Source organism: Streptomyces sp. NBC_00647, from assembly GCF_045207245.1.
GTDB lineage: Bacteria > Actinomycetota > Actinomycetes > Streptomycetales > Streptomycetaceae > Streptomyces.
The window spans coordinates 9,692,727-9,715,983 of the sequence record NZ_CP109040.1; the positions used below are offsets into that span (position 1 = coordinate 9,692,727).

General features: G+C 68.3%; 13 protein-coding genes, 1 tRNA gene and 2 pseudogenes. 7 read left to right on the plus strand and 9 right to left on the minus strand.

Annotation, left to right across the window (positions count from 1 at the left end):
* Positions 1-67 precede the first annotated feature (67 nt).
* The gene (locus OG788_RS42695) at positions 68-661 is read left to right on the plus strand and encodes a hypothetical protein (RefSeq protein WP_406376268.1); all 594 of its coding nucleotides are present in this window, start codon (positions 68-70) and stop codon (positions 659-661) included.
* A 238-nt stretch (positions 662-899) separates the two neighbouring features.
* Here OG788_RS42695 and OG788_RS42700 read toward each other — a convergent pair whose 3' ends face one another.
* Both OG788_RS42700 and OG788_RS42705 read right to left on the minus strand, forming a co-directional pair.
* A complete protein-coding gene (locus OG788_RS42700) occupies positions 900-1,931 on the minus strand; it encodes a S8 family serine peptidase (protein WP_406376269.1) in 1,032 nt (343 codons plus the stop codon).
* A gap of 803 nt (positions 1,932-2,734) precedes the next feature.
* Complete coding sequence (locus tag OG788_RS42705; RefSeq protein WP_406376270.1) at positions 2,735-5,848, minus strand: tetratricopeptide repeat protein; 3,114 nt, start codon at positions 5,846-5,848, stop codon at positions 2,735-2,737.
* Positions 5,849-6,232: 384 nt separating this feature from the next.
* Here OG788_RS42705 and OG788_RS42710 point away from each other — a divergent pair.
* Positions 6,233-6,763 (plus strand): annotated as a pseudogene (locus tag OG788_RS42710) (hypothetical protein); the annotation flags it as partial.
* Positions 6,764-7,128: 365 nt separating this feature from the next.
* Here the strand turns inward: OG788_RS42710 and OG788_RS42715 are convergent.
* The gene (locus tag OG788_RS42715) at positions 7,129-8,721 is read right to left on the minus strand and encodes a hypothetical protein (protein ID WP_406376271.1); all 1,593 of its coding nucleotides are present in this window, start codon (positions 8,719-8,721) and stop codon (positions 7,129-7,131) included.
* A gap of 239 nt (positions 8,722-8,960) precedes the next feature.
* On the opposite strand from OG788_RS42715, the pseudogene OG788_RS42720 reads away from it, so the two are divergent.
* Both OG788_RS42720 and OG788_RS42725 read left to right on the plus strand, forming a co-directional pair.
* Positions 8,961-9,434: pseudogene (locus tag OG788_RS42720) on the plus strand (hypothetical protein).
* Between the two features lie 179 nt (positions 9,435-9,613).
* Positions 9,614-10,177, plus strand: coding sequence for a cysteine hydrolase family protein (locus tag OG788_RS42725; protein ID WP_406376272.1), 564 nt, complete (start codon positions 9,614-9,616; stop codon positions 10,175-10,177).
* Positions 10,178-10,889: 712 nt separating this feature from the next.
* On the opposite strand, the gene OG788_RS42730 is transcribed toward OG788_RS42725, so the two are convergent.
* The 3 genes from OG788_RS42730 to OG788_RS42740 form a co-directional block, all read right to left on the minus strand.
* Entirely contained in the window at positions 10,890-13,079 is a 2,190-nt protein-coding gene (locus OG788_RS42730) for a protein kinase domain-containing protein (RefSeq protein ID WP_406376273.1), read from the minus strand.
* A gap of 276 nt (positions 13,080-13,355) precedes the next feature.
* Positions 13,356-13,817 carry a pyridoxamine 5'-phosphate oxidase family protein gene (locus tag OG788_RS42735; RefSeq protein WP_406376274.1) on the minus strand — a complete coding sequence of 154 codons (462 nt, stop codon included), beginning with the start codon at positions 13,815-13,817 and terminating at the stop codon, positions 13,356-13,358.
* Positions 13,818-14,140: 323 nt separating this feature from the next.
* Entirely contained in the window at positions 14,141-17,455 is a 3,315-nt protein-coding gene (locus OG788_RS42740; protein WP_406376275.1) for an NACHT domain-containing protein, read from the minus strand.
* 341 nt (positions 17,456-17,796) lie between these two features.
* Between OG788_RS42740 and OG788_RS42745 the strand changes: the two genes are divergently transcribed.
* Positions 17,797-18,708, plus strand: a complete 912-nt coding sequence (locus OG788_RS42745) for a tetratricopeptide repeat protein (RefSeq protein ID WP_406376276.1) — start codon at positions 17,797-17,799, stop codon at positions 18,706-18,708.
* A 99-nt stretch (positions 18,709-18,807) separates the two neighbouring features.
* Here OG788_RS42745 and OG788_RS42750 read toward each other — a convergent pair whose 3' ends face one another.
* On the minus strand, positions 18,808-19,455 hold the full coding sequence (locus OG788_RS42750; protein ID WP_406376277.1) for an FMN-binding negative transcriptional regulator: 648 nt from the start codon (positions 19,453-19,455) through the stop codon (positions 18,808-18,810).
* Positions 19,456-19,795: 340 nt separating this feature from the next.
* Here OG788_RS42750 and OG788_RS42755 point away from each other — a divergent pair.
* Positions 19,796-19,871 (plus strand) — tRNA-Trp (locus tag OG788_RS42755).
* A 210-nt stretch (positions 19,872-20,081) separates the two neighbouring features.
* On the opposite strand, the gene OG788_RS42760 is transcribed toward OG788_RS42755, so the two are convergent.
* Positions 20,082-21,422 carry a phosphatase PAP2 family protein gene (locus OG788_RS42760; protein ID WP_406376278.1) on the minus strand — a complete coding sequence of 447 codons (1,341 nt, stop codon included), beginning with the start codon at positions 21,420-21,422 and terminating at the stop codon, positions 20,082-20,084.
* Positions 21,423-21,885: 463 nt separating this feature from the next.
* Here OG788_RS42760 and OG788_RS42765 point away from each other — a divergent pair, with 463 nt between their 5' ends.
* A complete protein-coding gene (locus tag OG788_RS42765; RefSeq protein WP_406376279.1) occupies positions 21,886-22,101 on the plus strand; it encodes a hypothetical protein in 216 nt (71 codons plus the stop codon).
* Positions 22,102-22,198: 97 nt separating this feature from the next.
* On the opposite strand, the gene OG788_RS42770 is transcribed toward OG788_RS42765, so the two are convergent.
* Positions 22,199-23,233, minus strand: coding sequence for an alcohol dehydrogenase catalytic domain-containing protein (locus OG788_RS42770; RefSeq protein WP_406376280.1), 1,035 nt, complete (start codon positions 23,231-23,233; stop codon positions 22,199-22,201).
* Positions 23,234-23,257 lie beyond the last annotated feature (24 nt).

Here is a 23,257-nt window from a genome sequence, read left to right on the forward strand (position 1 = left end):
GGGCACCGGGCGTGACCGTGCTCGACGAGAGCGACGCCGAGAAACCTGGGAAAGGACCGAGCAGAGCATGCAGAGAGTTGTCTACCTGCGGGACCGGCTGGACGGCCAGCGGATGAAAGACGTCGTGTACGTCCATCCGCCGCGTTACAGGGGCGAGGAGTTCCAGAACCCCGCCGGACTGCCGCGCCCGGTGGTGGGCGGGCTGCCCTTTCCCTGGGTCACCCCCATGGGCGACGGCCAGCCGCTCTTCCGCGAGATCGAGCGGGTGAAGGCGGAGCTGTGCCGCCGGCTCTGGGGCTGCCAGGTGTGCGGGAACGATCTGGGCACCACGGCGTGGGTGGCCCTTCAGGAGCCGCGGGACGGGTCGGCGGTGGTGTCCTCTGCCGCCATCCATGCCGAGTGCCTCCGGATTGCGGTGGACTACTGCCCCGTGCTGGGCAACCCGAGCATGGGATACGTGTTCACGGAGGCGTACGAGGACGACATCGTCGCCGTCTCCGACACATCACCGGACCGGAACCCGCATACGCCCACGGCGCGCTGGCATCTGCGCCCGGTTGCCGAGACCTCGCGACCCGACCGGGTCCGCAGGTTCCATTCGCTCGCCGAAGTCAAAGCAGCAGGCCGGGGGTCCACCTCCAAAGAGACGAACCCCCGTTGACCTGCACGTTCGCAAGATCCGCGACGTGGTGCATCCCAGCACACTGGCCTGCGGGTGGTGCCGTACCGAACGGAGGGATATGGACGGGCGGTCGGCACGGCCTTGATGTTCACTGCCTCGGGGTGCAGGTACCCGAGGATGCGGTCCGCCTCCGTAGCGTTGACGCGGGGGCGACGTCGACCATCTCGGACAGGCTGGGGATCTCATGGCGCGGCCCCGTCGGGACATGGCGGCACCGTCAGTACCGGTCGGCGGTGACGAGGTGTCCGTAGTAGCGGCCGGGGATGGGGCGAAGGGGGTCGCCGAAGAAGCCGTAGCGAGGCTGCTTCGTGTTGGCCTTCTTCGCGTCGTTCACGATCGTGCGCAGATTCCGGCCCGGGCTGTCGGTGCCGCAGCGGCCCACGGAGACGCACAGCGCCGTCACTCCGGTGACCACAGGCGCGGCATAGCTCGTGCCGTCGACCCAGGTGTAGGGCGAACCGGGAGGCTCCGTGGTCTCCATGCAGACTCCGGGTGCGGCCACGGTGTGCCGGCGGTCTGCCACCGATCTCGCGAAGTTGCTGAACTCCAGCGCGGCCTCGTCGTCGGACTCTCCGAAGAAGGCGTGATCGAAGCCGTAGCACTGCGCGACGCCCTTGCCGCCCGGGCGTCCGTCGAAGTCCGCCATGGCGGTGGCGGTGAGCACCTCGTCGTACGTGGCAGGAACGCGCTGCCCCAGATCGCGGTGCTCGTTGCCGGCGGAGGCGACCAGGGTGACTCCGGCCCGCACCGCGCCACACACGGCGACGTGCTCGGCATCCGCGTTCGTCGTCCCGCACGCGCCGTCGTCGGATCCGGGACCGCCGAAGCTCATGTTGGCGATGGTGATGTCGTTGGCGGGGTCGCCGTCGGTGCGGGTCGCGGTGATCCAGTCGAGTCCGCACAGAGCGGCGGAATCGGTGATCTGCTCCTGGTCGTCGGCCACCTTGACCGCCCACACCGGTGTACCCGGGGCGATGCCCACGACGTCGATGCCGTTGTCCTTCGCCCCGACCACGCCCGCGACCTCCGTGCCGTGCCCGTCCGGATCGTCGAAGCTGGCGCCCGGTACGACAGGCGTGCCCGAGAGGCAGTCGACGCCGCCGCGCACATTGAGGTCGGGCTGGGCGTTACTGATGCCCGTGTCGAGGACGGCGACGTTCACGTGGACCGAGCCCCGTCCGTCGCCCGAACGCGTCGACGACCGGTCGGCGTTCACCCGGCGCGCCCAGTCCGGAAGGCACTGCTTCACGCCTGTCGACTCCTTGCAGCCGACAAGTCTGGGATGCGTCCGGGCAGGCGGGCGAAAGGTGTGTTCCCGGGTCACGAATCGCACAGCCGGGTCACGCTCCAGGAGGGCTGCCGCAGCCTCTGTCAGCACGGCTGTGTACCCCTTCAAAGCATGGGTGTAGACGCCACGCCGAGCGCCTCCGTAAGCCTTGATCTGATCCCGTGAGGCTGCTTGGGGATCGGTCACCGAATCCTTCAGCACCACCACGAAGGTTGCTTCCGGTGCCGGATCCGGAGCTGCGACTGTGGTCTGAGGGGCGGCGAGGGCGAAGAACACCAACGCCGATGTGGACAAGGCGGCGGCACGGCCGAGACGGGCCACGGGCACTCCGTTCCGAGGGGAGAAGCGTTCGCCCGGGACATGTCCGGACACGACATGACTGCCACGTCCGCGTCGGTACGGGACAGTCGTTCACTCGGGCGGCGGCTCGCCGGCACAGGTGCGGGCGCCTTGCGGCACGCTGCCGAGCAGCCCGAACGTCAGTGTGCCGTGGTAAGCGGACGTGCTCAGTGACCCATGGTTGGAGGGCACCCCTCCGGCTTCGGTGCCCAGCTATACCCGGCAGCATCGCCACGGACCGCACATCGCAGTCTTGGTCCGGGCCTCCCGAAACCCATGGATGAGGGCGGCGGAAGAGTTCAGCCTCCTTGCATCCATGCCGATACTGAACCCGCACCCCACCCAGAGACCTGACCAATCCCCGTCGTAGCCAGCCCCCAGTATCAGGAGGCAGCCCACAGCGAGACGGGCCTTGGGCCAAGGCCCTATTCGTAGCGGGCGCGGATGGAATCGCGCGCGGCGGCGAGGGCCGTCAGGCGGGGCGCGAGGCGGGTGCGGTCGATGCCGGTGGTGCGTAGCATTTCTTCCAGTGTGTCGGCGAGCTCGGCCAGTTCGTTCCAGCGGGCCGACGGGGTGGCCAGCTGATGGGCCAGTTCTGCATCCACCGCGGGCCAGCGATCGAGCGCCGCGTAGACGACAGCGCTGTATTGATGCCGTGTCTCGGCGGGGAGCTTGGCCTGGTGGAGGGCCTGCTCTGCGGCGTGCCACCAGGTATGGGCAGCCTGCCTGCCGTTACAGGTCTCCAAGGTAAGGGCGCGGCATGTCAGTCCGGAGGCTTCGTCGCTGACTCGCAGTTGCTCGGCTGCCTGTAGCGCCGCGACGCCCCGGCCGGTTCGTCGGTGCGCGGTGCATAGAGTTTCAAGCATGGTCTGCCTTGGCGGGTCCGCCCTCCAGGCCTTCTGGAGTGCTGTCATGGCCTGTTCGGTCCGGCCGTTGAGCAGGTGGATACGGGCGAGAAGATGCTGTGCTTGTGCGGCGGATTCCTGCACTCCGCGTTCTAGGTAGAAGTGCAGGTCGGCTTGGGCTTGCTGCAGGCGGCCGGTTGCAAGGCAGAAGTCGATCCTGAGCCACGGCGACCAGGTGTTCGCGTGCTCGAAGCCACTTTCGATGGTGGTCTCGAGATCAACGCGTGCTTCCTCGAACCGTCCCAATCTGTGCAGTACTTCGGCGCGGTGCATCAGCGTGCTCGCATCACCGGGTGTCAAGGCGAGTGCATGGTTGGCGTCGGCAAGTGCCTCCTCGTACGCTCCGAGCTTGGTGTGGACCCAGCAGCGGCGGGACCACGACCAGGCATGGAGGGGAAACAGCTCCACCGAACGGTTCAGGTCGCTCAGGGCTTCCGGGTACCGGCCCAGAATGCCCAGCGTGGCGCCGCGACCGCTGTAGGCGCGGGCATATCCGCGGTCGAGTTCGATGGCTCGGTCGAAGTCAGCGAGGGCGGACGGGCTGCGACCCATGATCCGCAGCGCTGAACCGCGTTCGCAGCGCACCCAGGCAGCGTCGGGCTCCAACTCCACTGCTCGGTCTAGGTCTTCCAACGCCTGCGCGCGGTGCTGCGGCTGGAAGGTATGCACCCGGGCCCTGTGGATCAGGGCGCGCACACTGTCGGGCTTCAGCTGCAAGGCATGGTTGAGATCGGTGAGAGCCGCCGCGGTGTCGCCGAGACTGTCGTGTGTCGTGCCCCGGGACGTCCACACCATGGGATCGAGCGGGGAAAGTTCAACGGCCCGTTGGAGATCACGCATCGATTCCTGGGGTCGGCCCGTGATCCGGTAGTAGTCACCGCGCCGTCGCAGGGTCTGCGCGGTATCAGGAGCCAGTGCGTCGGCGAGGTCCAGGTCTTCGATGGCCGCGGGATACTCGCCCTGTTCGGCATAGGCGAGTGCCCGGCCTACGTAGGCCGGTTCCATTCGAGGACTGAGAGCCACAGCCCGGTGGTAGTCGGCCAGGGCATGACGGACCTCGCCTTCCGCGCGACGCAAGCCCCCGCAGGCGACCAGGACTGCCGCCTGACCCTCTGAGCCGAAACCCGCCTGGTCAAGCAGCAGATGCAGAGCCTGCGTCGTTCCACCCTCGGCAAGGGCCGCGTGCAGGCGGCGCCCCCACGCAAGGAGCTCCTCGGATTCCGTGTCCCCGCCCGCGTCCCGGAAGACTTGCGCCCAGCGGCGGGCCACGGTCTCACCTGCAGTACACGCCGACGCCACGTCGAGCAGGACAGCGTCCCACGCACGTCGCGACCCGGTACACAGGAGGTGATACGACTCCGCCACGCGTAGCTCTCGCCACCTGTCATCCTTCCAGAACGAGCCCGGAGTCAGGTGTTCCTCGGCCTGTACCCGCCACTGCCTGAACAACTCGACCAGAGCCGTGTGCCGCTCGATCCAGTCACGCAACGAACGGCGGCGCTGCAGGCGCAGCATCTGGGCCCGCACCACATCGTGATAGCGCACACCGATGCCATGCTCTGCTACGAAGGGCAGGCCATGCAGCCACGGGAACAGAGCGGCCCCCTCGGCGTTGGAGCAGCCAACCGCTGTACGGAAGATGTCAACGTCCAGGTGCAGAGGCAGCGCGCCGGCCAGTGCCGCCGCTCGCCGCACCGGATCCTGCTCCCATTTCAGGAAGCCCTCCACGGCCGTGGCGCTGGGGTCCTTCACTCGGTCGGGTTCCGTGGGCCTGCCGGCCGCGAGAGTGGAGACCAGCACGGGCAAGCCGCCGCTGAGCCGGAGTACCTCCCTGACCACCGGTTCGGAGACGACCCCCTTGTTCCGCAGCAGCTTGCGTGCCTCCGCCTCGGTGAAGTTCCCCAGCGGCCAGTCCGCGATCACACTGGCGAAATCACCCCATCCGGCGGCATTGATGGCGTACTGCCCGGCCGTCACCACAACGACCCGGGACGTCAAAGCGCCATACCGCGTCGTCGTCATCACATCCCGCAGCCAGTCGTCCAGAACGGGCGCCGTTCTCTCGTACGCATCGAAGAAGAGCACGATCCATGGAACGGACGCGACCGCCTCGGCCAACTCCCGTAAGAACACCGGAGTCAGCACGAGCTCGGGGGACATCACCATCTGGACGTCTTCCTGGCTGCGTAACCGCGCACCGAGCCCGACCCGCAGCCGGTCCGCTCCTCGGGCCACCTGAGCCGGATCGACCGCCCCCGTGAAGACTCCCGCACCGGGCACCAGCCCAAGCCCGATGAGGCTGGCACGCGCGACCACCATGCTGCTCGGCGACGGCTCCGGCACACTGCTGTCCGGCAGTTCATCCAAACCCACAGATGCCGCCTCATGCCGGCGCTCCCGCCAGACGGCGAGCAGGCGGTTGAGCTCCCGGAATCGGTGACCTTGGCGACCGAACTGGGCGCTGAGCGCACCGAGCGCCTCCGGCACGCTGTCGGCGGATTCGTCAACGCAGGCAGTCAACGCTCCTTGCTCACGCGCGATGTGCTCCAGCTCGGCCAAGAGGAACGTCTTGCCAACACCGGCGTCGCCATGAATGTGAAAGAGAAAACGATGGCGCTCATCCTCCGGTGCCACGGTGAAGTTCTCCGTGAACGCGGCGCGTTCCGCCTCCCGGCCGAGGAAGCCGCGGCGCCTACGTTCGCTGAGAATGTCCTGTACTGATTGCTCTCCTGGCAGCCTGTGTCTCACCCGCCCGCCCCCCTGCGTCAGACCGTGAGACCAGTCTGGCTTCGCCGCAGTCCTTTCGCCCAGAGGTTCACCAGAGGCGGCTTGTCACCCCACGTTCGAGAGGGCCCAGGCAGCGGAACAGCGCCGGGATCGGGATGCGGCCATCGCGGTGGTGAGCGTCCACGCCGAGCGCTACTCCACCGATAGCTACAGGCACGAGAGCCATCTGTGGCACATGGATCTGCTCGACTGTGCGGACGGCTCTCGGAACTCAGGGGGAGGCCGGACACGGGGGACACGCTGCACAGCTCCGTCATCACCAGCGACTGCACGGTCGTGGACAAGGCGAACGGAGTCTGCGACTTCAAGGAGTGGCTGTACATCGACCCGCGGAACTCCGACTTCGGGAACGAGGACGCCGGCACCTGGAAAACCGCCGCTCGGGTCTTTCTCGCCGGTGACGCCTACGACACGGACGACGAGAACCTCCCGTTGCAGGTCAAGCGTGCTACACGCGTCACCGTCAACGCCTCGCCGGAGCCGGTCGCGGCAGGGAAGACGATCACCGTGACCGGGCAGGTCACACGGGCGAACTGGGACACCCACACGTACCAGGGGTACGCGGGCCGCACGGTGAGCCTGCAGTTCAAGGCGACGGGCGCCTCCTCGTACACGACGGTCAAGAAGGCGACGTCGAGCAGCACGGCGGCGCTCACGACCACGGCGAAGGCCGCCGGGCCGGGGACGTGGCGGTGGACGTACTACGGGAACTCCACCTCCGGAGCGAAGTCGTCGACCGGCGATTACGTCGCCGTACGGTAGGCGACGCACGCGGACCGCCTCCCCGCACAGAAGCGTCACGGCGATGTGCGCCGTGCAGAACCCTGAGCGCGCTCCGGGGCCAGGCCGGCCACGAGCGCGCTCAGTCAACAGCGAAACAGCCATTCCTCACACTGTCCTGGAGGGGAAGCTGCTGCCCATCGACCGCATTGCCGCGCACCGATGACGGCAAGACCTCGCTGACAGTGGGTTTTCGCGGATCGTCTCCGCGCGGAGGGGCACTGACTGGTGCTCGTCCGATGCAGCCAGCCGGGCCCCTCACCCTTCGGTCGTCCGTTGAAGCCTCGTGAGGAGATCTCCGCCCGCAGTTGGCCCATTGTGGTGGCGGGCGGTTTGTGCCGACCCGGTCAACCCGAGACCGAGCAGTCCAGGATCCGCCCGTCCACCGTCCCTACGACCAGCCGCTGTTGCTCCGCCCGGTACGCGGCGGACACCGGCGTGACCGGGTGGCCGTGCGCGTGCAGCGTGTGCCGGGCTCGCACCTCGCCCGTCGCCGTGTCCAGGGTCTCCACCTCACCGGTGAGATACACGACGTACATCCTCCGCTCGTCGCCGTCGAGATCGGCGAGCGGCTTGTCGGTGCGGTACACCCAGCGCGCCTCTCCGTTCGGCAGCCGGCGACTCGCGACGTACGTGCCCTCGCGGGCTTCCGCGTATGTGGCGCCCTGTTCGTACGACCTGCCCGCGTGGACGAGGGTGTGTGTCAGCTCGACGGCGGGGCCGTACCAGGGCTGGAGTGCGGACGCCGGGTCCCAGCGCAAGGGGAAGAGGGCGCGCAGAGTGGCGGGGCCGTGGGCGCCTGGAGGTTCGATCGCGTGGATCCACGGCGCGTCGTCGTCCGGGCCGGGGCCGTCCACGTACAGCAGACGGGCGCTGTGTCTGACGCGCAGCGCCGGGGAGTTGGAGCGGCTGGGGGCGAGGCCGAGGCGTGCCGCCTCCTGATGCGTGGGGGCGAGCAGCAGCGCGGCGGCGTGTGCCTCGCGCCCTTGCGGGCGCAGGGCGAGCCAGCCGTCGTCCGCGGCGCACAGTGCGGGGACCGACGGCACGTCCACGCAGTCCACCGCACCGCCGTCCGCCGTCGATATCCGCCGAACAGTGGTCGCGCGGTCAACCGGGCGACCCGTCACCTCGTGGCGCCGGTAGCCCCGGTACGTCACCCACGCCGACTCGTCGCCAGGGGCTGCCTCGACCCGGACGCTCCCCTCCCCGTCCGCAGGAAGAGCCCACATCAGCGTGCCGGACGGATCCCAGCATTCGAGGTCCGTGTGCCTGCCGGTGGCGAGCACCCGGCCGTCGGCCAGCACCGCCAGGTCCCGCACCTCCGCCCGCCGCCGCCACCGGCCCTCCGTCAGCCGCGCGAGGGTGTCCTCCACACGCGGGTCGTGAAGGAGCCCGCTCTCGACCATCGGATGGCGTGTGTCGTCGGGGTCCACCAGACCGGCCGGAGCAGACAGCCAGTCGTCCACCGCGACGGCCAGCTCGAAGCCCTCGCGGAAGCCGCCGTCCTTGTCCTCGGGGGAGAGCAGCATCGCGAGCCTGCCGTCGTCCAGCCAGCGCAGGTGGCGCACTTGGCGGCTCTTGCTCAGCAGGTTCGTCACGCGCCCGGTCTCCAGGTGCAGCAGGAGCAGCTGTCCCTGGAAGTCCCACGAGCCGTCGTAGCGGCCGGTGCCGACGGCGACGAGCGGCAGCTCGGGGTGAGGCTCGATGGCACATACGGAGTAGCGGGAGGCGACGACGTGGCGCGGACGGAGGGTGTCGGCCTCGTACACGCCGATGCGGTGGCCGAGCCAGTGGCCCGTACCGCGCCACATGACGTGCCCGAGGTCACCGGCCGCGATGACGCAGCCGTGACGCGCGTCGGGCACCGCCCACACGGGCCTGCCGATCTCGGCGAACGGCTGGTCCCCGAGTATCCGGCGGACGGTCAACTCATCCGGCACGACAATCTCTCCCCCCAGGTGGCGCACAGTCTGTCAGGCCCGGCGCTTTCCTGGGGTCTTCCGAGGAATCGACTCATCCGTGTACGTGATCGGGAACGGGCCGAACTCCCACTCCGCCGTAAGCCGTCCTACTCACTGCTGCCCGCCCGTCGGAACAGCCAGTGACTGTCGGAGGGGCTCGGTGATTCTTGAGCACGGAACCTAGAGTGAGTTCCTCGACGAGTCGGCAGGGGTTCGCCATGGAGATCACCGTCCAGTGGATACGGACGTCCTGAACGAAGCAGTCCCGGGGAGGGGAGGCTGCTTCGCGCAGGAACGCGGCCCCGATCGGCTTCGCTCTCCCGTATGTCGCGGCCGCCTCCGCACACGTAATCCGTATGCACGAGCGAGACGGCTTCGAGCCGTATGACACCCAGGAAGACCGCGGCAAGGTCGATGTCCAGCTCCGTGAAACCGACGGACGCCTGCGGGTCCTGCCCCGAGTAGAGCCCTTGTTCGCCCTGCCGCCCAGGCCGCGACGTCCCCCGGCGGTGCGACTTGCCCCCGGCCAGTGGGTGCGCTGGCAGCTCAACTATCGCTTCAGCAGCATGGCAGGCATGCAGGACTGGTCGTACTGGCTCGACACGTTCAACATCGCCTACGGCCCGGTGAACAACGATGTGTTCCTGTCCACGCCCACCATGCTCGTCGATGAGCAAGGGCCGGTCAGATAGCCGGGTCCTGGACGGCGACCACGATTGATCCCTGATGACGCGCGGTCGCCGAGACCAAACTCCGTCGATCGTCCTCACGGAATTTGTGACTGACTTTGAGGAGCTCCGAAACCTCCACCGCAGCTCGGTTGGTCCACCAGACTTGCTCCTGTATCCCCGACGGAGAAGGGACGGTAGGCATGGCGAACAGCGCACTTCTGGTGATGGACGTCCAACGGGACGTCGTGGCCATCGCCGATGATGGCTCCGGATATCTGCCACGCTTGCGCAGGGCGATCGACGGTGCCCGGGCTGCCGGTATCACCGTGATCTACGTCGTGCTCGGGTTACGGCCGGGCGATCCGGAAGTCAGCCCCCGCAACAGGGTGATGACAAACGCCGTGCGGGCCGGCCTGTTCACCGAGGGGGCCCCTGGAACCGCGATTCATCACGACGTCGAGCCCCAGCAGGGCGACGTCGTGGTCACGAAGAGGCGGGGGAGCGCGTTCTCGGGCAGCGACCTCGGCCTGGTGCCCAGGGCTCGCGATATCGACAGCCTTGTTCTCACCGGCATCGCCACCAGCGCCGTAGTGCTGTCCACTCTGTGGCACGCCATTGACCTGGACTTCGCCCTCACCGTCCTGGCGGATGCCTGCCTCGACACCGACCCCGAGGTGCACCGGATGCTCACCGAGAAACTGTTCCCGGAGTGGGCAGATGTCCTCGCCGTCGAGGACTGGCTCAAAGCCATCGCCCCGCGTTAGCGGGAGGCCGCCCGGAAGCCCACCCCATACTTGGGCTGGACGGCCCGGTTCGACATTCCCGCCCGGACATCACGGCGGATCGCCGCATACAGATCGACCTTGGACTTCGGCGGCACCGGCGCCCCCTCACCACTCCGAGGACCTGCCCGACCGCACTCCCTCGATCTTCGAGTGCACGGGCTGCACTCCGAGTGCCGACACGACCTCCTTGCAGCTCAACGAGCCACCCTGGACAGGCAGGACCGCCGTCAGCCGTTGATAGTCCGCCGGCAGCACCGAGACCTGACGGCCCTCACCCCACACCGGCACCACCGACCTCAAAATCGGCGCCAGCAAAGGGATCTCATCGCTGGACCACCAGGCCCGGCCGCAACGTCGTCATGGTCCGGGACCAGCAAGGACCTCGACCACCGTCTCCCGTGACATCACGAATCGCTCCCAGTCCCCTCCCGCGTCCTGCAGTTGGGCGAGGAAGCACCTCCACCCGCCGAGCAGTTTCCCGTTCCCGCTCCACCAGCAGACCTCTCACCGAGGGCACTCCTTAACCTCCACCACCGCGACGACACGACGCCCTGGGCCTGCCACGGAACCCACGACGCCATGCCTGACCAGCCGAAAGTCAGCTGTCAGGTTCGGAACGACAACAACTTCTGAGCATTGACGCGGTTCGTTGGGCTGCAGTGCTGGCTCATGTTCCCGTTCGGGAAGATGATCATGTTTGCTGATCGAGGGCTGGCGGGGAAGGGCTCGCATCGACTACGAAGACGCTGTTGCGAGAGGCTACATACAGCCTGCCATTTACGATCATGACAGGGCTCGAGGAGGTCCATGGGCGTTTGACGGAGGCGGTACGCGGGTGGGTCTGCCAGAGTTGATCGCCCGTATGAGTGTCTACAGCGAACACCTCTCCGAAGCGAGTGGGATAGAGCAGCTGTGTCCCAACGAGGGTCGGCATGCCCGTCGGGACAATTGTTCCAGGGGTGCGGTGCCATCGGATGCGCTTGCTCTTGGTGTCCACGGCGATGGTGTCGCCGCTGTAAGCCACGATGTAGAAGAAGTTGCGATCAGGTACTCCATAGTGGTCCTTGATCGATTGTGTGGTGTTTGGTGCCAGTCGAATCTCGAAGCCTCCTGGAATGTGGACGCGGAGGTCGGTGCGGGTACGGGTATCGAGGCGGACCAGCGCGATGTTCCTGACGTCATTGGCCAGGTCTTTGTTGCGCTCTGACAGGTACAAGGCGCCTGGTGCGGACGCGGCGAAGTCGAGGATGCCTGCCTTGGTGGTGGACCACGCTGTCCGCCCGGTTGATGCTTCGACTGCCGTGATCACAGACTTGTTGGGTTGTTGAGCACGTTTCAGCGAGGTCCGGATGGCGTACAGGCCGTCGGGTGTCGCGGCGAGTATCTCTCTCGGGGCGAGCGGCCGTTTCCACCGAGTTTCGCGGGTGGCCACATTGATCGCCCGGATCTCGCGCCTGGCCAGATCAGTGAGGTACAGGGTATTTGTCTCCCGCACCAACTGTGCTGCCTGAAATCCTGGGATGTCTGTGGTGTTGTCGGGGAGAAGACGGGTCCACAGCGTCTTCCCGGTGCCGGCATCCAGCGCGTAGAGCCGAGAGGGCAGCGTGACCCATGCGTCATCGGGCTCGGGGTCGTGGCGGGCGCGGTCCCGCACGATAAAGACCATGCCGTGGGAGATGCCGAGCACGGCCGTGCCACCGTTGGGGGGTGTGAAGTTGGCGTACTGGTCGGCAGGGGCGTCGCTCGTCCAGGCGATGCGGCCGTTGTTGTAGGTGTTGATACGGGCGACGGAGCCGTTGCCAGTGGTGCAGTAGATGACTTCGTCGTACGCGGAACACCGCTGAATGTCGCCGTTTCCCGCAAGCCTCGTCTCCCACGGGTGCCAGTCCGTCTGGGTATGACGGGTGGCCGGCACGGTAGCCGGGGAGGGTGGCCAGGCCGCCATGGTGCCGATGCCCGTCGCCACCGAGGCCAGGACGGTGAGAGCCATCAGCCACGCGGGCACCCGCCGACCTAGCCAGCGGACCGCGAGCGCACGGAACCTGCGGAGCGCCGTGGAACGCGCGGACTTGCGTGGCGCTTCGGAAGGGGTGAGGGTCAGCAGCAGTTCCTCCGGGGTGGGCCGTTCAGCCGGAAGCTTCCGCAGACAGGCCGTGACCAGGTCGTGCAAGAACTCGGGCAGGGTGCTCAGGTCCGGCTCCTCGTGCATGCTCAGGTGGGCCGAGGCGTAGGGGCTGCCAGCTTCGAATGGACTGCGTCCGGTCGCGGCGAAGACCAGCACGCAGCCCAGGGAGAACACATCGGCCGCCGGGCCGGCTTCGGAGGGTGTGGTGAATTGCTCGGGTGCCATGAAGGCGGGGGTGCCGACGATCTGGCCAGCGGCGGTGAGGGGTCTTCCGTCGACGGCTCGGGAGACACCGAAGTCGATGATCAGCGGACCGCGCTCGCTGAGCAGCACGTTGCCGGGTTTGAGGTCGCGATGGACCACCCCGGCCCTGTGAACGTCCCGCAGGGCGCCGGCCAACGCCCGGGCCAGCGCACGAAGTTCCGGCTCGTCGAGGGGTCCACGCTCCTCCACGCGGACAGCCAGGGACTCTCCCGGGACGTAGGGGCTGGCCATCCACGGATCAGGTGCGTGGGGATCAGCGTCGGTGATCGGCACGGTGTGCTTGCTGTGGACCATGCGGGCGGCGGCGACCTCCAGCTCGAAGCGGGCCCGGAATTCCGGGTTCGCGGCCCACTGCCGGCGTATCACCTTTAACGCAAGGACCTGACCGGACGCGGAGCACGCCCGGTACACCACTCCCATGCCGCCCGACCCGAGTCGGCTTTCCAAACGGTACGTGCCCACCCAGGTGGGATCGTCCTTCAGCAGTGTCATCCGAGCCCCCTTGCACACGGCCTCTCCCCGAGACCGCGAGTGAGCGTAGAGCTCCCGGACGGCCGTCGGTGGCGGGTTGCGTGGATCAGTCTCAGTGAAACGTCACTGCTGCATGGCAGTCAAAGGAATGGAGAACAGTGGTTCGAGACTCGGCGGCGAAGGATCCGGGCATTGACTTGTCCGGGGAGCGGCTGCACCTTCGAGTCTCATGGCGCGCTGGCCTGTTGAAGGAGGATCTGAGGATGTGGCACCGTCTGGTGCCTCGGTGAGGGACGGCTATTCCAGCCACATCCCGTCGCGCATGATGACTCTCCCGCGTAGCTCTGGCTCGCCGCGCCAAGCGCGCACAGTCCTCGGGACCACTCGTACATACAGAAAGGAACCCTCTTCCACGCGTGGATCCCACCCGAACTTGTCGGCGAACGCCTCAGCTGCGCCTTCGGGTACCTCTCGGTCGGGGAAGCACTCCGCCTCACCCTGGAGGAGCACTACGTCGAAGGTGTCCGGTAGCGCCAGGCGCACGCGCGGCTCTTTGCGGACGTTTCGCGCTGTCACGGAAGTGGCGCTGGTGCACATCCACACTGCTCGCCCATCCCACAGGAACCGCAGCGGCACCTGGTGCGGCCCGTGATCAGGGTGAGCCGTCGACACCCATACATCCCGCTCGGTAACGAGCCGCTCGAGAGTGTCGTGCATACGTTCCGCCGTCGGGCGGCGAACGATTCCCGTGGTCTCCATGAGGATCGACCCTAGCCAAGCAGGCCCGAAGGGCGCCTGAGGCACAGGACCTACTCCCAGCGACCGATGAGCCGCTCAGCTTTTGGCTCGGCCGGGTGACCCAGAGGGCCCGGGAAGGGGAGCGGCGGACAAGGTCCGCGCACTCGTCTGATAATGTGGATCTTGAGCTGGTCGGCGGATGTCGAGCCGGTTCGTGTGCGTCGGTGGTCCAAGGAAAGACGTCCCGCTTCCTGCGGGGAGATGCAGGTGCAAGGCCTGCCCGGCGCTCGGTGAAGACCCCGTCCCGTACTTCCGGGACGGGGTCTTTTTTCTGTCGGCTCCGCTCACTCGTCGCCTTGGCGCCCGATGGGCCGGACGGTGCGGTCTCGCAGGACCCGCACGCGGGCGCGGCGGCTCGCTTCGTAGGCGTGGTGGTGAGCCTGCGGGAAGTACATGCTGCTGAGGTCGCCGCCGGGCAGGAAGCGGACCAGCCAGGCCACCGATTCGGCGCCTTCGGCGGCGGCAGCGGCGACGGTCAGAAGTTTCTCGTAGTCGCTGCGCAGGGAGCCGAAGCCCGCGCTCGGGGTGCTCTGGAAGTACTGGAAGACCGTCTTGGTCCGGGACGACGGTACGTGATCCGGGATCTCGTACCGCCCCAGATGCTCGCCGCTGCTCAGCCGGTACAGGCAGTCGTCCACCTCGTCCTCGGGGGAGAAGGCGTACAGCCAGTCGCGCGCCTTCACCCCGTCGCGACCCGACAGCCCGGCTCTGGCCCGCAGGTCCTCCACGATCCCCGTGACGCCGTACGGCACCAGGACGGAGACGAGGCGGTGCGGAGTCGAGACGGATTCGTCCCCCTCCTCCTCGATGTTCCAGCGGTCCAGGAGCACCACGCTGCCGTCCAGGATCGCTGTACGGATGACGTCGAGGCCCACCGGCGCCCCCCATGCCGCCAGCGTCGCCGCGGCCGCCACCCGCACGCTCGTGTCGGGGTGGGTGACGAACGTGTCGAGCTCGTCGGGGTCTCCGGGGCTCTCGTCCAGGCATTCGAGCGCGAGGCAGCGGGCCTGGGCCGTCACGGTGTGGTCCCGGACGAGAGCGAGGAGCGCGTCGCGCGGCGCGCGGCCGTGACTCTCGGCGATGTGGTCCCGGACCGCCGTCAGCAGCGCACCGGTGCTCCCCATGGACCGGAACCGGTCCAGCAGCGTCCGGACCCCGGCCTCGCCCGCCGCGTCCAGATAGGCCCCGGCCACATCCTCGTTGTCGAGGGGTCGCAGGAGGAGTTCGAGCAGCCGTTCGGCCGTGCCCGGCTCCCGGGTGTTCTTGAGCGCGTCCCGCGCCGCCGCCGCGATGGTCGAGAACCACGGGGAGCCCGTGCGACTTTCCAGCGCGTGCAGGAAGACCTCGGCAGGGGCGCCCGCCTGACCCAGTGCACGCATGATCATGGCGATGTCCTTGGCAGCCGACCAGTTGTCGCGTGCGGGCGCACCGGCCAGGGAGGTCAGCCTCCGCTCCAGCTCCGCGCGCAGCGCCGGTACCGCGGCCTCCACGCGCAGCGTGCCGAGCGCGGTGATCAACGCCTCCCGCAGGTAGAAGGAGTTGACGCCGCCCAGCCCGAAGACGCCCAGCAACCGCTCGCCCACCCGCCGCCCGCCGTGCGCCTCCAGCGCCTGGATCAGCGCGAGCCGGGCCTCGCTGTCCCGCTGCTCGTCGCAGATGTACGCGACGATCTCGTCCAGTTGCGCGTCCGATCGCGCCACCCCGACCAGGGCCTCGGCCGCCCGCCGTTTCTCGTCCGGGTACCGGGATCCGTCCAGCAGGTGCCAGACGGAGGCGACGATCTCCCGCCGCAGGGCCACATCGGCCACCCGCGGGCTGCCCGTCAGACAGCGCGCAGCGAGCAGCAGGTCCGTGTGGAAGAGGTCGTCGTCGGGCAGGTCGAGGAGGCCGGCGGCGTCCGTGCGTGGCCGGTCCGGTTCCAGTTGCAGCAGGCCCGACAGCAGCGGGGACGCGTCCGGCAGGGACCCCGCCAGCAACAGGATCACCTCTTCCCACCACGGGTCGTAGCGCGCCCCTACCGCCTGCTGGATGCCGTCCGCACCCCGCTCCAGCAGGGCGGCGGCGGTGAAGTGCTCCTGGAGGGTGAGGTGCAGGAAGCCGTACCAGCCGTGCGCCTGCGGTTTGAGCAGGCCGTACTGGGCCGCGATCTCGTCGAGGATGGCCCGGCTGTCCTCGGGGGCCAGATCGATGGTGGGCAGGAAGCGGGCGATCTGGTCGAGGAGGTCGTCCTCGGGGAAATAGCGCAGGCCCCGTTGGTGGTAGTGGCGGGCGATCTCTTTCAGCAGGTCCTGTTTGCGGTCGGTGGTGAAGCGGCTGTACCGCGAGATCTTGCGGTGCGCGTCCCACTCGCGCAGCAGCACCTCCACGCAGCGCTGGTACAACGCCGCGCGGCGTTCGGGGAGTTCGAGGTCACGCTCGTAGACGATCGCGATCAGGCTGAGCAACAGCGGGTTGGCGGCGAGGGTTTGGAGGCGACCGTTCGCCGAGAGGGCGCGGACGAGACCGGCCCGTCGCCGGTCGCCGGCGCCGAACCAGTTGGCGACGAACGTCTCGATCTGCGGCCACTCGAAGTCCAGTGCCTCCAGCACCTGGAACTGTGACAGTCCTCCCCGCCAGCCCTGTCGGCGACAGGTCGTGGCGATCGGCGCACGGGGGAATCGCGTTGCCAGACGGGTGAGTTCGGCCGTCACCCGGTGGTAGGCACTCTCCGCCTCCCGTGCGCTCTCGCCGCCCAGCACTTCGTCCAGCCCGTCGAGCAGCAGGGCCGCGCTGCCGTCGGTGAGCTTCTCCACGATGTAGTCACGGGCGTCCTCGAAGCCGTAATGGTCGGCCCAGTGCTCCGCGAGGTGGTCGAGCAGCGACTCGTGACCGCTCTCGACAAACCTGAACAACTCGACGTACGCCGGGAGCACGGGCAGCGACTCGTGCTCCGACTGCGTGGCCATCCGTAGCGCCAGATGCCGCAGCATCGTCGTCTTTCCGGCGCCGGGGTCGCCGACCACCACGATGCGCCGGTAGCGCTGGAGGGCGTCGACCGGTGCGTAGGTGTGGACGGCGGCGTGGCTCTCGGCCGCGGCCCTGGCCTCCGCGCGTTCCGCCTCCGTACGCCAGGTGCGGCGCTCGCCGTCCGTACGGCGGGCCTGTCGTTCCACCTCGTCGGCGGACAGGAACCGCAACGGCTGCTGCTCCTGCACCCCCACCTGCACGTACAACCGCTCCAGTCGCAGCGGCCGCGACATGTCCAGGATCCGCAGCGTCGACAGCTCCTGGACCAGGCGTCCGCAGTACGCCGCCGCCCCCGCCTCCAGCGTGCTGCGGTGGGCGGCCACCCGCTCGGCGGCCCGTTCTCGTTCCTGCTCGGCCTCGCGGGCGGCCCGGCGGCGCTCACGCGCCGTCACTTGTCTTTCGTGCTGCCACTCCTGCTCCTTCAGCCGCATCTGGGCGGCCGTTTCGAGCTGGATCTTCTCCCGTTCCAGGCTCTGGACGCGCTTCACCTGCCACAGCGCCACCGCCGCCGCGATCATCGCGACCAGCAGTCCACCGAGCGCCGTGACGACGGACGCGCTGTCCAGCGCGAGGTATTTGCCCGACAGCGACACAGGCCCCCCTGCCCCTCTGTGCAACTCCTGTCGATTCTGGCAGCGGGCGGGACCGGATAAACCCGTTCGGCCCCAACATCCGTTGCCGCACCGAAACTTGAAACAGCGTGCGGGGCCGAATCCGGGTTCAGGCAATCGGAGGGAGTGCGATGAGCGATGAGCGATGAGCACGGTGGCGCGAGACCGCTCCCTTTGCCTTCGGGTACGAGCACAGCCGACGAGCGACGGGGTCGGGCCGACGACGCAACGATCAGGGATACCCTCGGGCGGTGTCGAATCGGGCAGCAGCGACGGGAGCAGGTCTCGCGCGGGTGATGGCGCACTGCGGGGGGAGTCCCGCAATGGCGGTGCGCTACCTGGCGGGTGCCATCGCGTCCGCACCCGCCAACTCCGAGCCCTATACGGTTCTCGCCGAGTTGTGGAGAGACAGTCCGGCGGACCTGGCCGAAGTCGTCCAGGGCGCCGACTCTTTGAGGGCCGTCCTGGCGCAGTCGTACATCAGTTTCCTCGAAGGAGACATGGACGGTGCGGCGCTGGCGATCGGGTCGGTCACGGGCGCGCGGCCGGACGTCGCGTGGGCCGAAGCCCCCTGGTTCGGCGGCGAACGTTTTCTCGGCGGGGTGAGTGCCGACGCGCTGGCCGAGGCAGCTGTCCGGACGATGGACCATGGCCATGTCCTGGACACAGAAGTCATGCGGGAGCGGTTCCGGCCCTGGTTCCGCGCCGTCGAATCCGTCTCCACCCGACAGCCGTTGCCGGAGGCGTTGGCCAAGATGGCGATCCTCCTCAGGGCTTGTGGTCGCACGGAAGCGTCGTTCGCCCTCTGCGACCGGGCGGACTCCACGGAGCGGATCATGCTGACGGAAGTCGTGCGAGCGGGTACGTGGCGCAAGCTGGGGGATGCTCGACAGACCGTGGCGGCGTTCGAGCGAGCTCTTGCCCTGGACCCGGCCAACTGGTCGCTCTACCTCGACCTGGCCGACGTGCACGCCGAGCAGGGCGACTTCGCCGCAACGGTCCGGCTGGTCGACCAGGGACTGCGGCAGGAGCCGGATGAGCTCACCCTTCGCGCGGCCGGGGCCGCCTACCGCGCACGGCTCACCGGATCACCTGCCGAACTGGGTGAGCTCATCGAACTGGCGCCGCGTCTGCCGAACGACTCGTACCGGGGCCTGCTGATCGACCACGCGTGCGCGGGTCCCGCCCTGCCCGCCGAACTCGTGGCTGCGGCCCGCCGCTTCCAAGACAGTTGAGGGTCCGATCCGTCCAGGACGGAGGGGAGACGACGGGGAAACGGGCCGGACAGCCGCCGACCGGCCCGACGGAACCCTCGGGTGTACGGGCGGGTGGTGTCAGGGCGTCCAGGGGCCGATGCGGTCCAGGCGGCGGAGCTGTTGGCGAGCCGTGGGAACGTCGAGGCCCTGGCCGCGTGTGCCGAGACGGTCGGCGACGGCGGTGCGGTGCTCGACGGGCTTCTGGTCGTCGTACTTGAACTTGGCCACCACGGTCGTGACCTCCAGACGCAGGCCGCGGATGCCGGGCAGCATCCGGCCGTACGGCGGCTGGTCGACAGCGACGTCGGCGTGGTCGCCGTCGGGCTGGAAGTGGGCGAGCTGGCGGCGCAGCAGTTCGGCCTTGGCCTCGGGGTCGTCGACGATGTGCGCGCGACAGGTGAACTGGACGGCTGTGTAGTAGCTGGTGGGGACGCCCTCGGTAGGCGGGGTGTCCGGCTTGGCGCGCCACGGGCCGGGGATGAAGGCGTAGTCGCCGATCACGGTGAGGAGGACGTGCGGGTCGTTCTCGATCGCCTTCCAAACGGGGTTGGGGCGGGCGAGATGGACGAGGAGGTGGCGTCCGTCGCCGGTGAAGTGGGTGGGGACGGCGACGGGAGGGTGGCCCGGCAGGCCGTTGACGCTGAGCTGTCCGAAGTCGTGGCCTTCGGCGATCCACGTCTGCCATTCGGCTTCGTCCAGGCTCGCGTCCCAGGGCTGGATGAACATGAGGTGCTCCTAACGGGGTGAGCCATGGGCTCGGTTCAGGGCGAGGAAGGTGAAGGGGACGGCGGCGGTGCCCCGGCCGACGGACTGGTCGCGGTGGACAAGCTCGTGGAGGACGCCGTGGGCGAGCGGGACGGTGCCGGCCGGGTGGAGAGCGGTGATCTACGGCGACGACGGCGAGGTCCCCGCAGCGGGCGGCCGGCGGGAACAGAAGGGCCCGGTCCGGCTCCCACGGGCTGACTCGCGCCGCCCTCGGGGACGGTCGGTGTCCCGTGCCCGTTCCGGGCGAGCGGAAATCCCTTGGAGATCGTCCCGTTGGTCATGCCAGGATGACACCCATCGAAGGGGCGTAGCTCAGAGGCCAGAGCGCCGGTCTCCAAAACCGGATGCCGCAGGTTCGACTCCTGCCGCCCCTGCCACCGGTCACGGCTGCCCAGCACGGTCGCACCGCGTCGTCTGTGCTGGGAAGTGGCCGTCTGCCCGGCTGAGAGCTTCGAGCCGACGGCCGCGGGCAGAGGCCCCGCCCGCCCTCGACCCGGGCCGCCTTCCGACCGGCTCTGTGACAGAACGCTGTGGGCCCCTCCTGAATCAGGAGGGGCCCACAGCGGGTGTCCTCTGGAGAACACGGCTCACACCAGTTCGGGTTGCGGTTCCGATCGCTGGTTCGGCAGCCGTGCCGGTGCGGCCGTCGGGTCCCACAGCCTGGTGGTCCGTACGTAGCCGTGGATCACTGAGGCCATCGCCAGCATGACAAGGGGGCCGAACACCCACGGGTGTTCGGCCATCTCCATCGGCAGATAGCGATAGGCCAGCAAGAGCGCGACGAAGACCGTCGCACCGTGGGCGACCAGCTGGATTCCCGACCGGTCCCAGCCACGTTCCTGCGAGCGCAGACCTGCCTCGATGGTGAGCGTGAACACGACTCCGGCAACGATATCCGCGCCGTAGTGATAGCCGAAGCCCAGCGTCGCGCCGAGCGTGGCGATCAGCCAGAAGGCGCCCGCGAATTGCAGAACGCGGGGGCCCTTGCGGGAATGAATGAAGATCGCGGTGGCCCACGCGGTGTGCAGGCTGGGCATGCAGTTGCGCGGGGTGATCTCGTCGAATGACATGTGGAGCGGGGCGTGGATCGGCGGGGGAGTGTTGGGCCAGAGGTCGGCCGCCGCCCACTGCCCGCCGTCGGCGCCGTACGCGAAGATCGGTCCGACCACCGGGAAGAGCATGTAGATGCCCGGCCCGAGGAGGCCTATGACGAGAAAGGTGCGCACGAGGTGGTGGCGCGGGAAGCGGCGCTCGACCCCCACATGACGCAGCTGATACAGCGTGACGATGACCGCGAACACGGCAAGCTGTATGTAGACGTAGTCGAGGACGTGGGCGCCGATCGGGCCGGTCGCCTTGACCATCCGGCCCACCAGCCAGGACGGGTTGCCCAGCGCGTGATCGGCGGTCGCCACGTACTGGTCGAGCACCGCCGGGCGCGTCTTCGACGTGATGAGCAGCCAGGTGTCGCCGGTCTTCCGGCCGGCCACGAGGAGCAGAGCCAGCCCGACGCCTTTCAGCAGCAGGACGCGCTCCTGGCCGGTGCGTCGCGTGACGGCGATGACCGCACAGCCCAAGATGACCCACAACGCGCCGTTGCCGAACATCATTTTGGCGTCGACCGCCCACCGCACCAGGAAGAACGCGAGGTCGATACCGACCGCGACACCAGCCGCGACGAACCGTTGCCGCCGGGTGAGCACCACCATCATCAACGCCATGCTGGCGTAGAGAAGCGGTCCCGATTTGGGCGCGAATATCACCTCTTTCACCTGGTTGGTGATCGGTCCCGGCAGGCCGTAGTGCCGCGCGGCGATCTCCAGCGTGATGAGGAATCCGAGGGCCGTCACGCTCACTGCGGTCCAGAGGATCACCCGTGGCCGGCGCCACGTGGCGAACGGTATTCTGCTGTTTATTCGCGAAAACACCCGCGATGCTATAGGTATCAAGTGTTTGGCCGATTTGTTAGTTGTTAGTTAATAGGTCACTCTTCGTGCCGGATGGCATGGATTTCCGGTGAACGAAAGGCGATCTGAGGGCATCGCCGTTAGGTCGATCATGTTAGCGGAGCGCTGCGGGCGGGTTTCGCTGGTCACGGGTGGTGTCAGTTCGGCCGATCCCGCCTGGCCGGTTTTCGACTCGGGGACGGCCGAGAACTCTCGCTGTCAGGGGACGGCGAGGGCGCCTTGGGGTATCCGGTGGCTCTGACGCGAGTACGCAATCCGCGTGAACCGGCGGCGGGGGAGGGAATGTTGGCATCACGCCATCACGCCGAACGCCGAATGCGGCGATCAGCTCGCCCTCGGCGACGAAGCGGCGACGAAGTCCGGGGTATGGGTCGGCGCGGCCGCTCCGCGTGCGCGGGGCCGGTGGGGCCCGCACGCTGAAGGCATGGCCATTGATCAGCCCGTCGTCGTCTACCCGCCCGCCGCGGACGGCGGCCGCAGAGTCCGCGTCGCCGCCAGGTTCGTCGGCATGGCCTACACCCTCGTCGACATCGCCGAGTTCCTCGGCCGGGCAGGCATGGACGAGGTCGAAGCCTCCGACGTCAGGGCCGCGGACTGGATCGAATGGCGCGGCGGCGGCCCCGGCGTATGGGACCACTGACAGCGCCGCGCCATCTCCCTGGCGTGCAAGTCCCCCTATCACGTCATCAAGTGGGGCATCAAGGGCACGGCGGCGATCGGCGGCCGGGGGCGTCGGGTCAGAGCCGGATGAGGACCTTCAGGGCCTCGCGGTCGTTCATCGCCCGGTAGCCGTCGGCGACGTCGTCCAGGGAAACGGTGCGGTCGAAGACGCGGCCGGGTCGGATCGAGCCGTCGAGGATGTACGGCATCAGTTCTTCGATGTAGGCACGGGCCGGGGCGACACCGCCGGTGAGGGTGATGTTGCGCATGAAGTCACCGAAGCCGAAGGGCACGTCGGTGAACTGCGGAGCCCCGACCCGGCTGATCGTTCCGCCGTTGCGCACCACGGCGAAGCTCTGCACGAGCGCGTCCTCGAGGCCCACGCATTCCAGGACCTTGCGGGTGCCCTCGCCGCCGGTCAGCTCGCGGACCTTGGAGATGCCCGCTTCACCCCGCTCGGCGACCACGTCGGTGGCGCCGAAGTCGCGGCCCAGGTCGGTGCGCACCTGGTGGCGGCCCATGAGGATGATCTGTTCGGCGCCCAGCAGCTTGGCGGAGATCACGGCGGCCAGGCCCACGGCGCCGTCCCCGACGACGGTGACGGTGTCGCCGTGCCGGACTCCGGCGGTGCGGGCGGCGTGGTAGCCGGTGCACAGGACGTCGGACAGGGTCAGCAGGTCGGGCAGCAGCTCCGAGTCCTCACCGACCGGCAGCTTCACGAGGGTGCCGTCCGCGTAGGGGACACGCGCGGCTTGTCCCTGGCCGCCGTCGACACCGTTCACGCCCCACGGTCCGCCGTTCACGCATGAGGTCTGGAGGCCCTCGCGGCAGTATTCGCAGGTGTTGTCGGCGTAGACGAAGGGGGCCACGACCACGTCACCGGGCTTGAGTCCCGACACCTCGGAGCCGGTCTCCTCCACGATGCCGAGGAACTCGTGGCCCATGTGGCGCGGGTGGTCGGTGGGCGGCAGTGACTTGTAGGGCCACAGATCGCTGCCGCAGACGCAGGACAGCACGATCCGCACGACCGCGTCGGTCGGATTCTGGATCTTGGGGTCGACAACGTCCTCGACGCGTACGTCGTCGGCCGCGTACAGCAGGGTGGCACGCATGAGCGCAGCTCCTCGAAAGTGGGG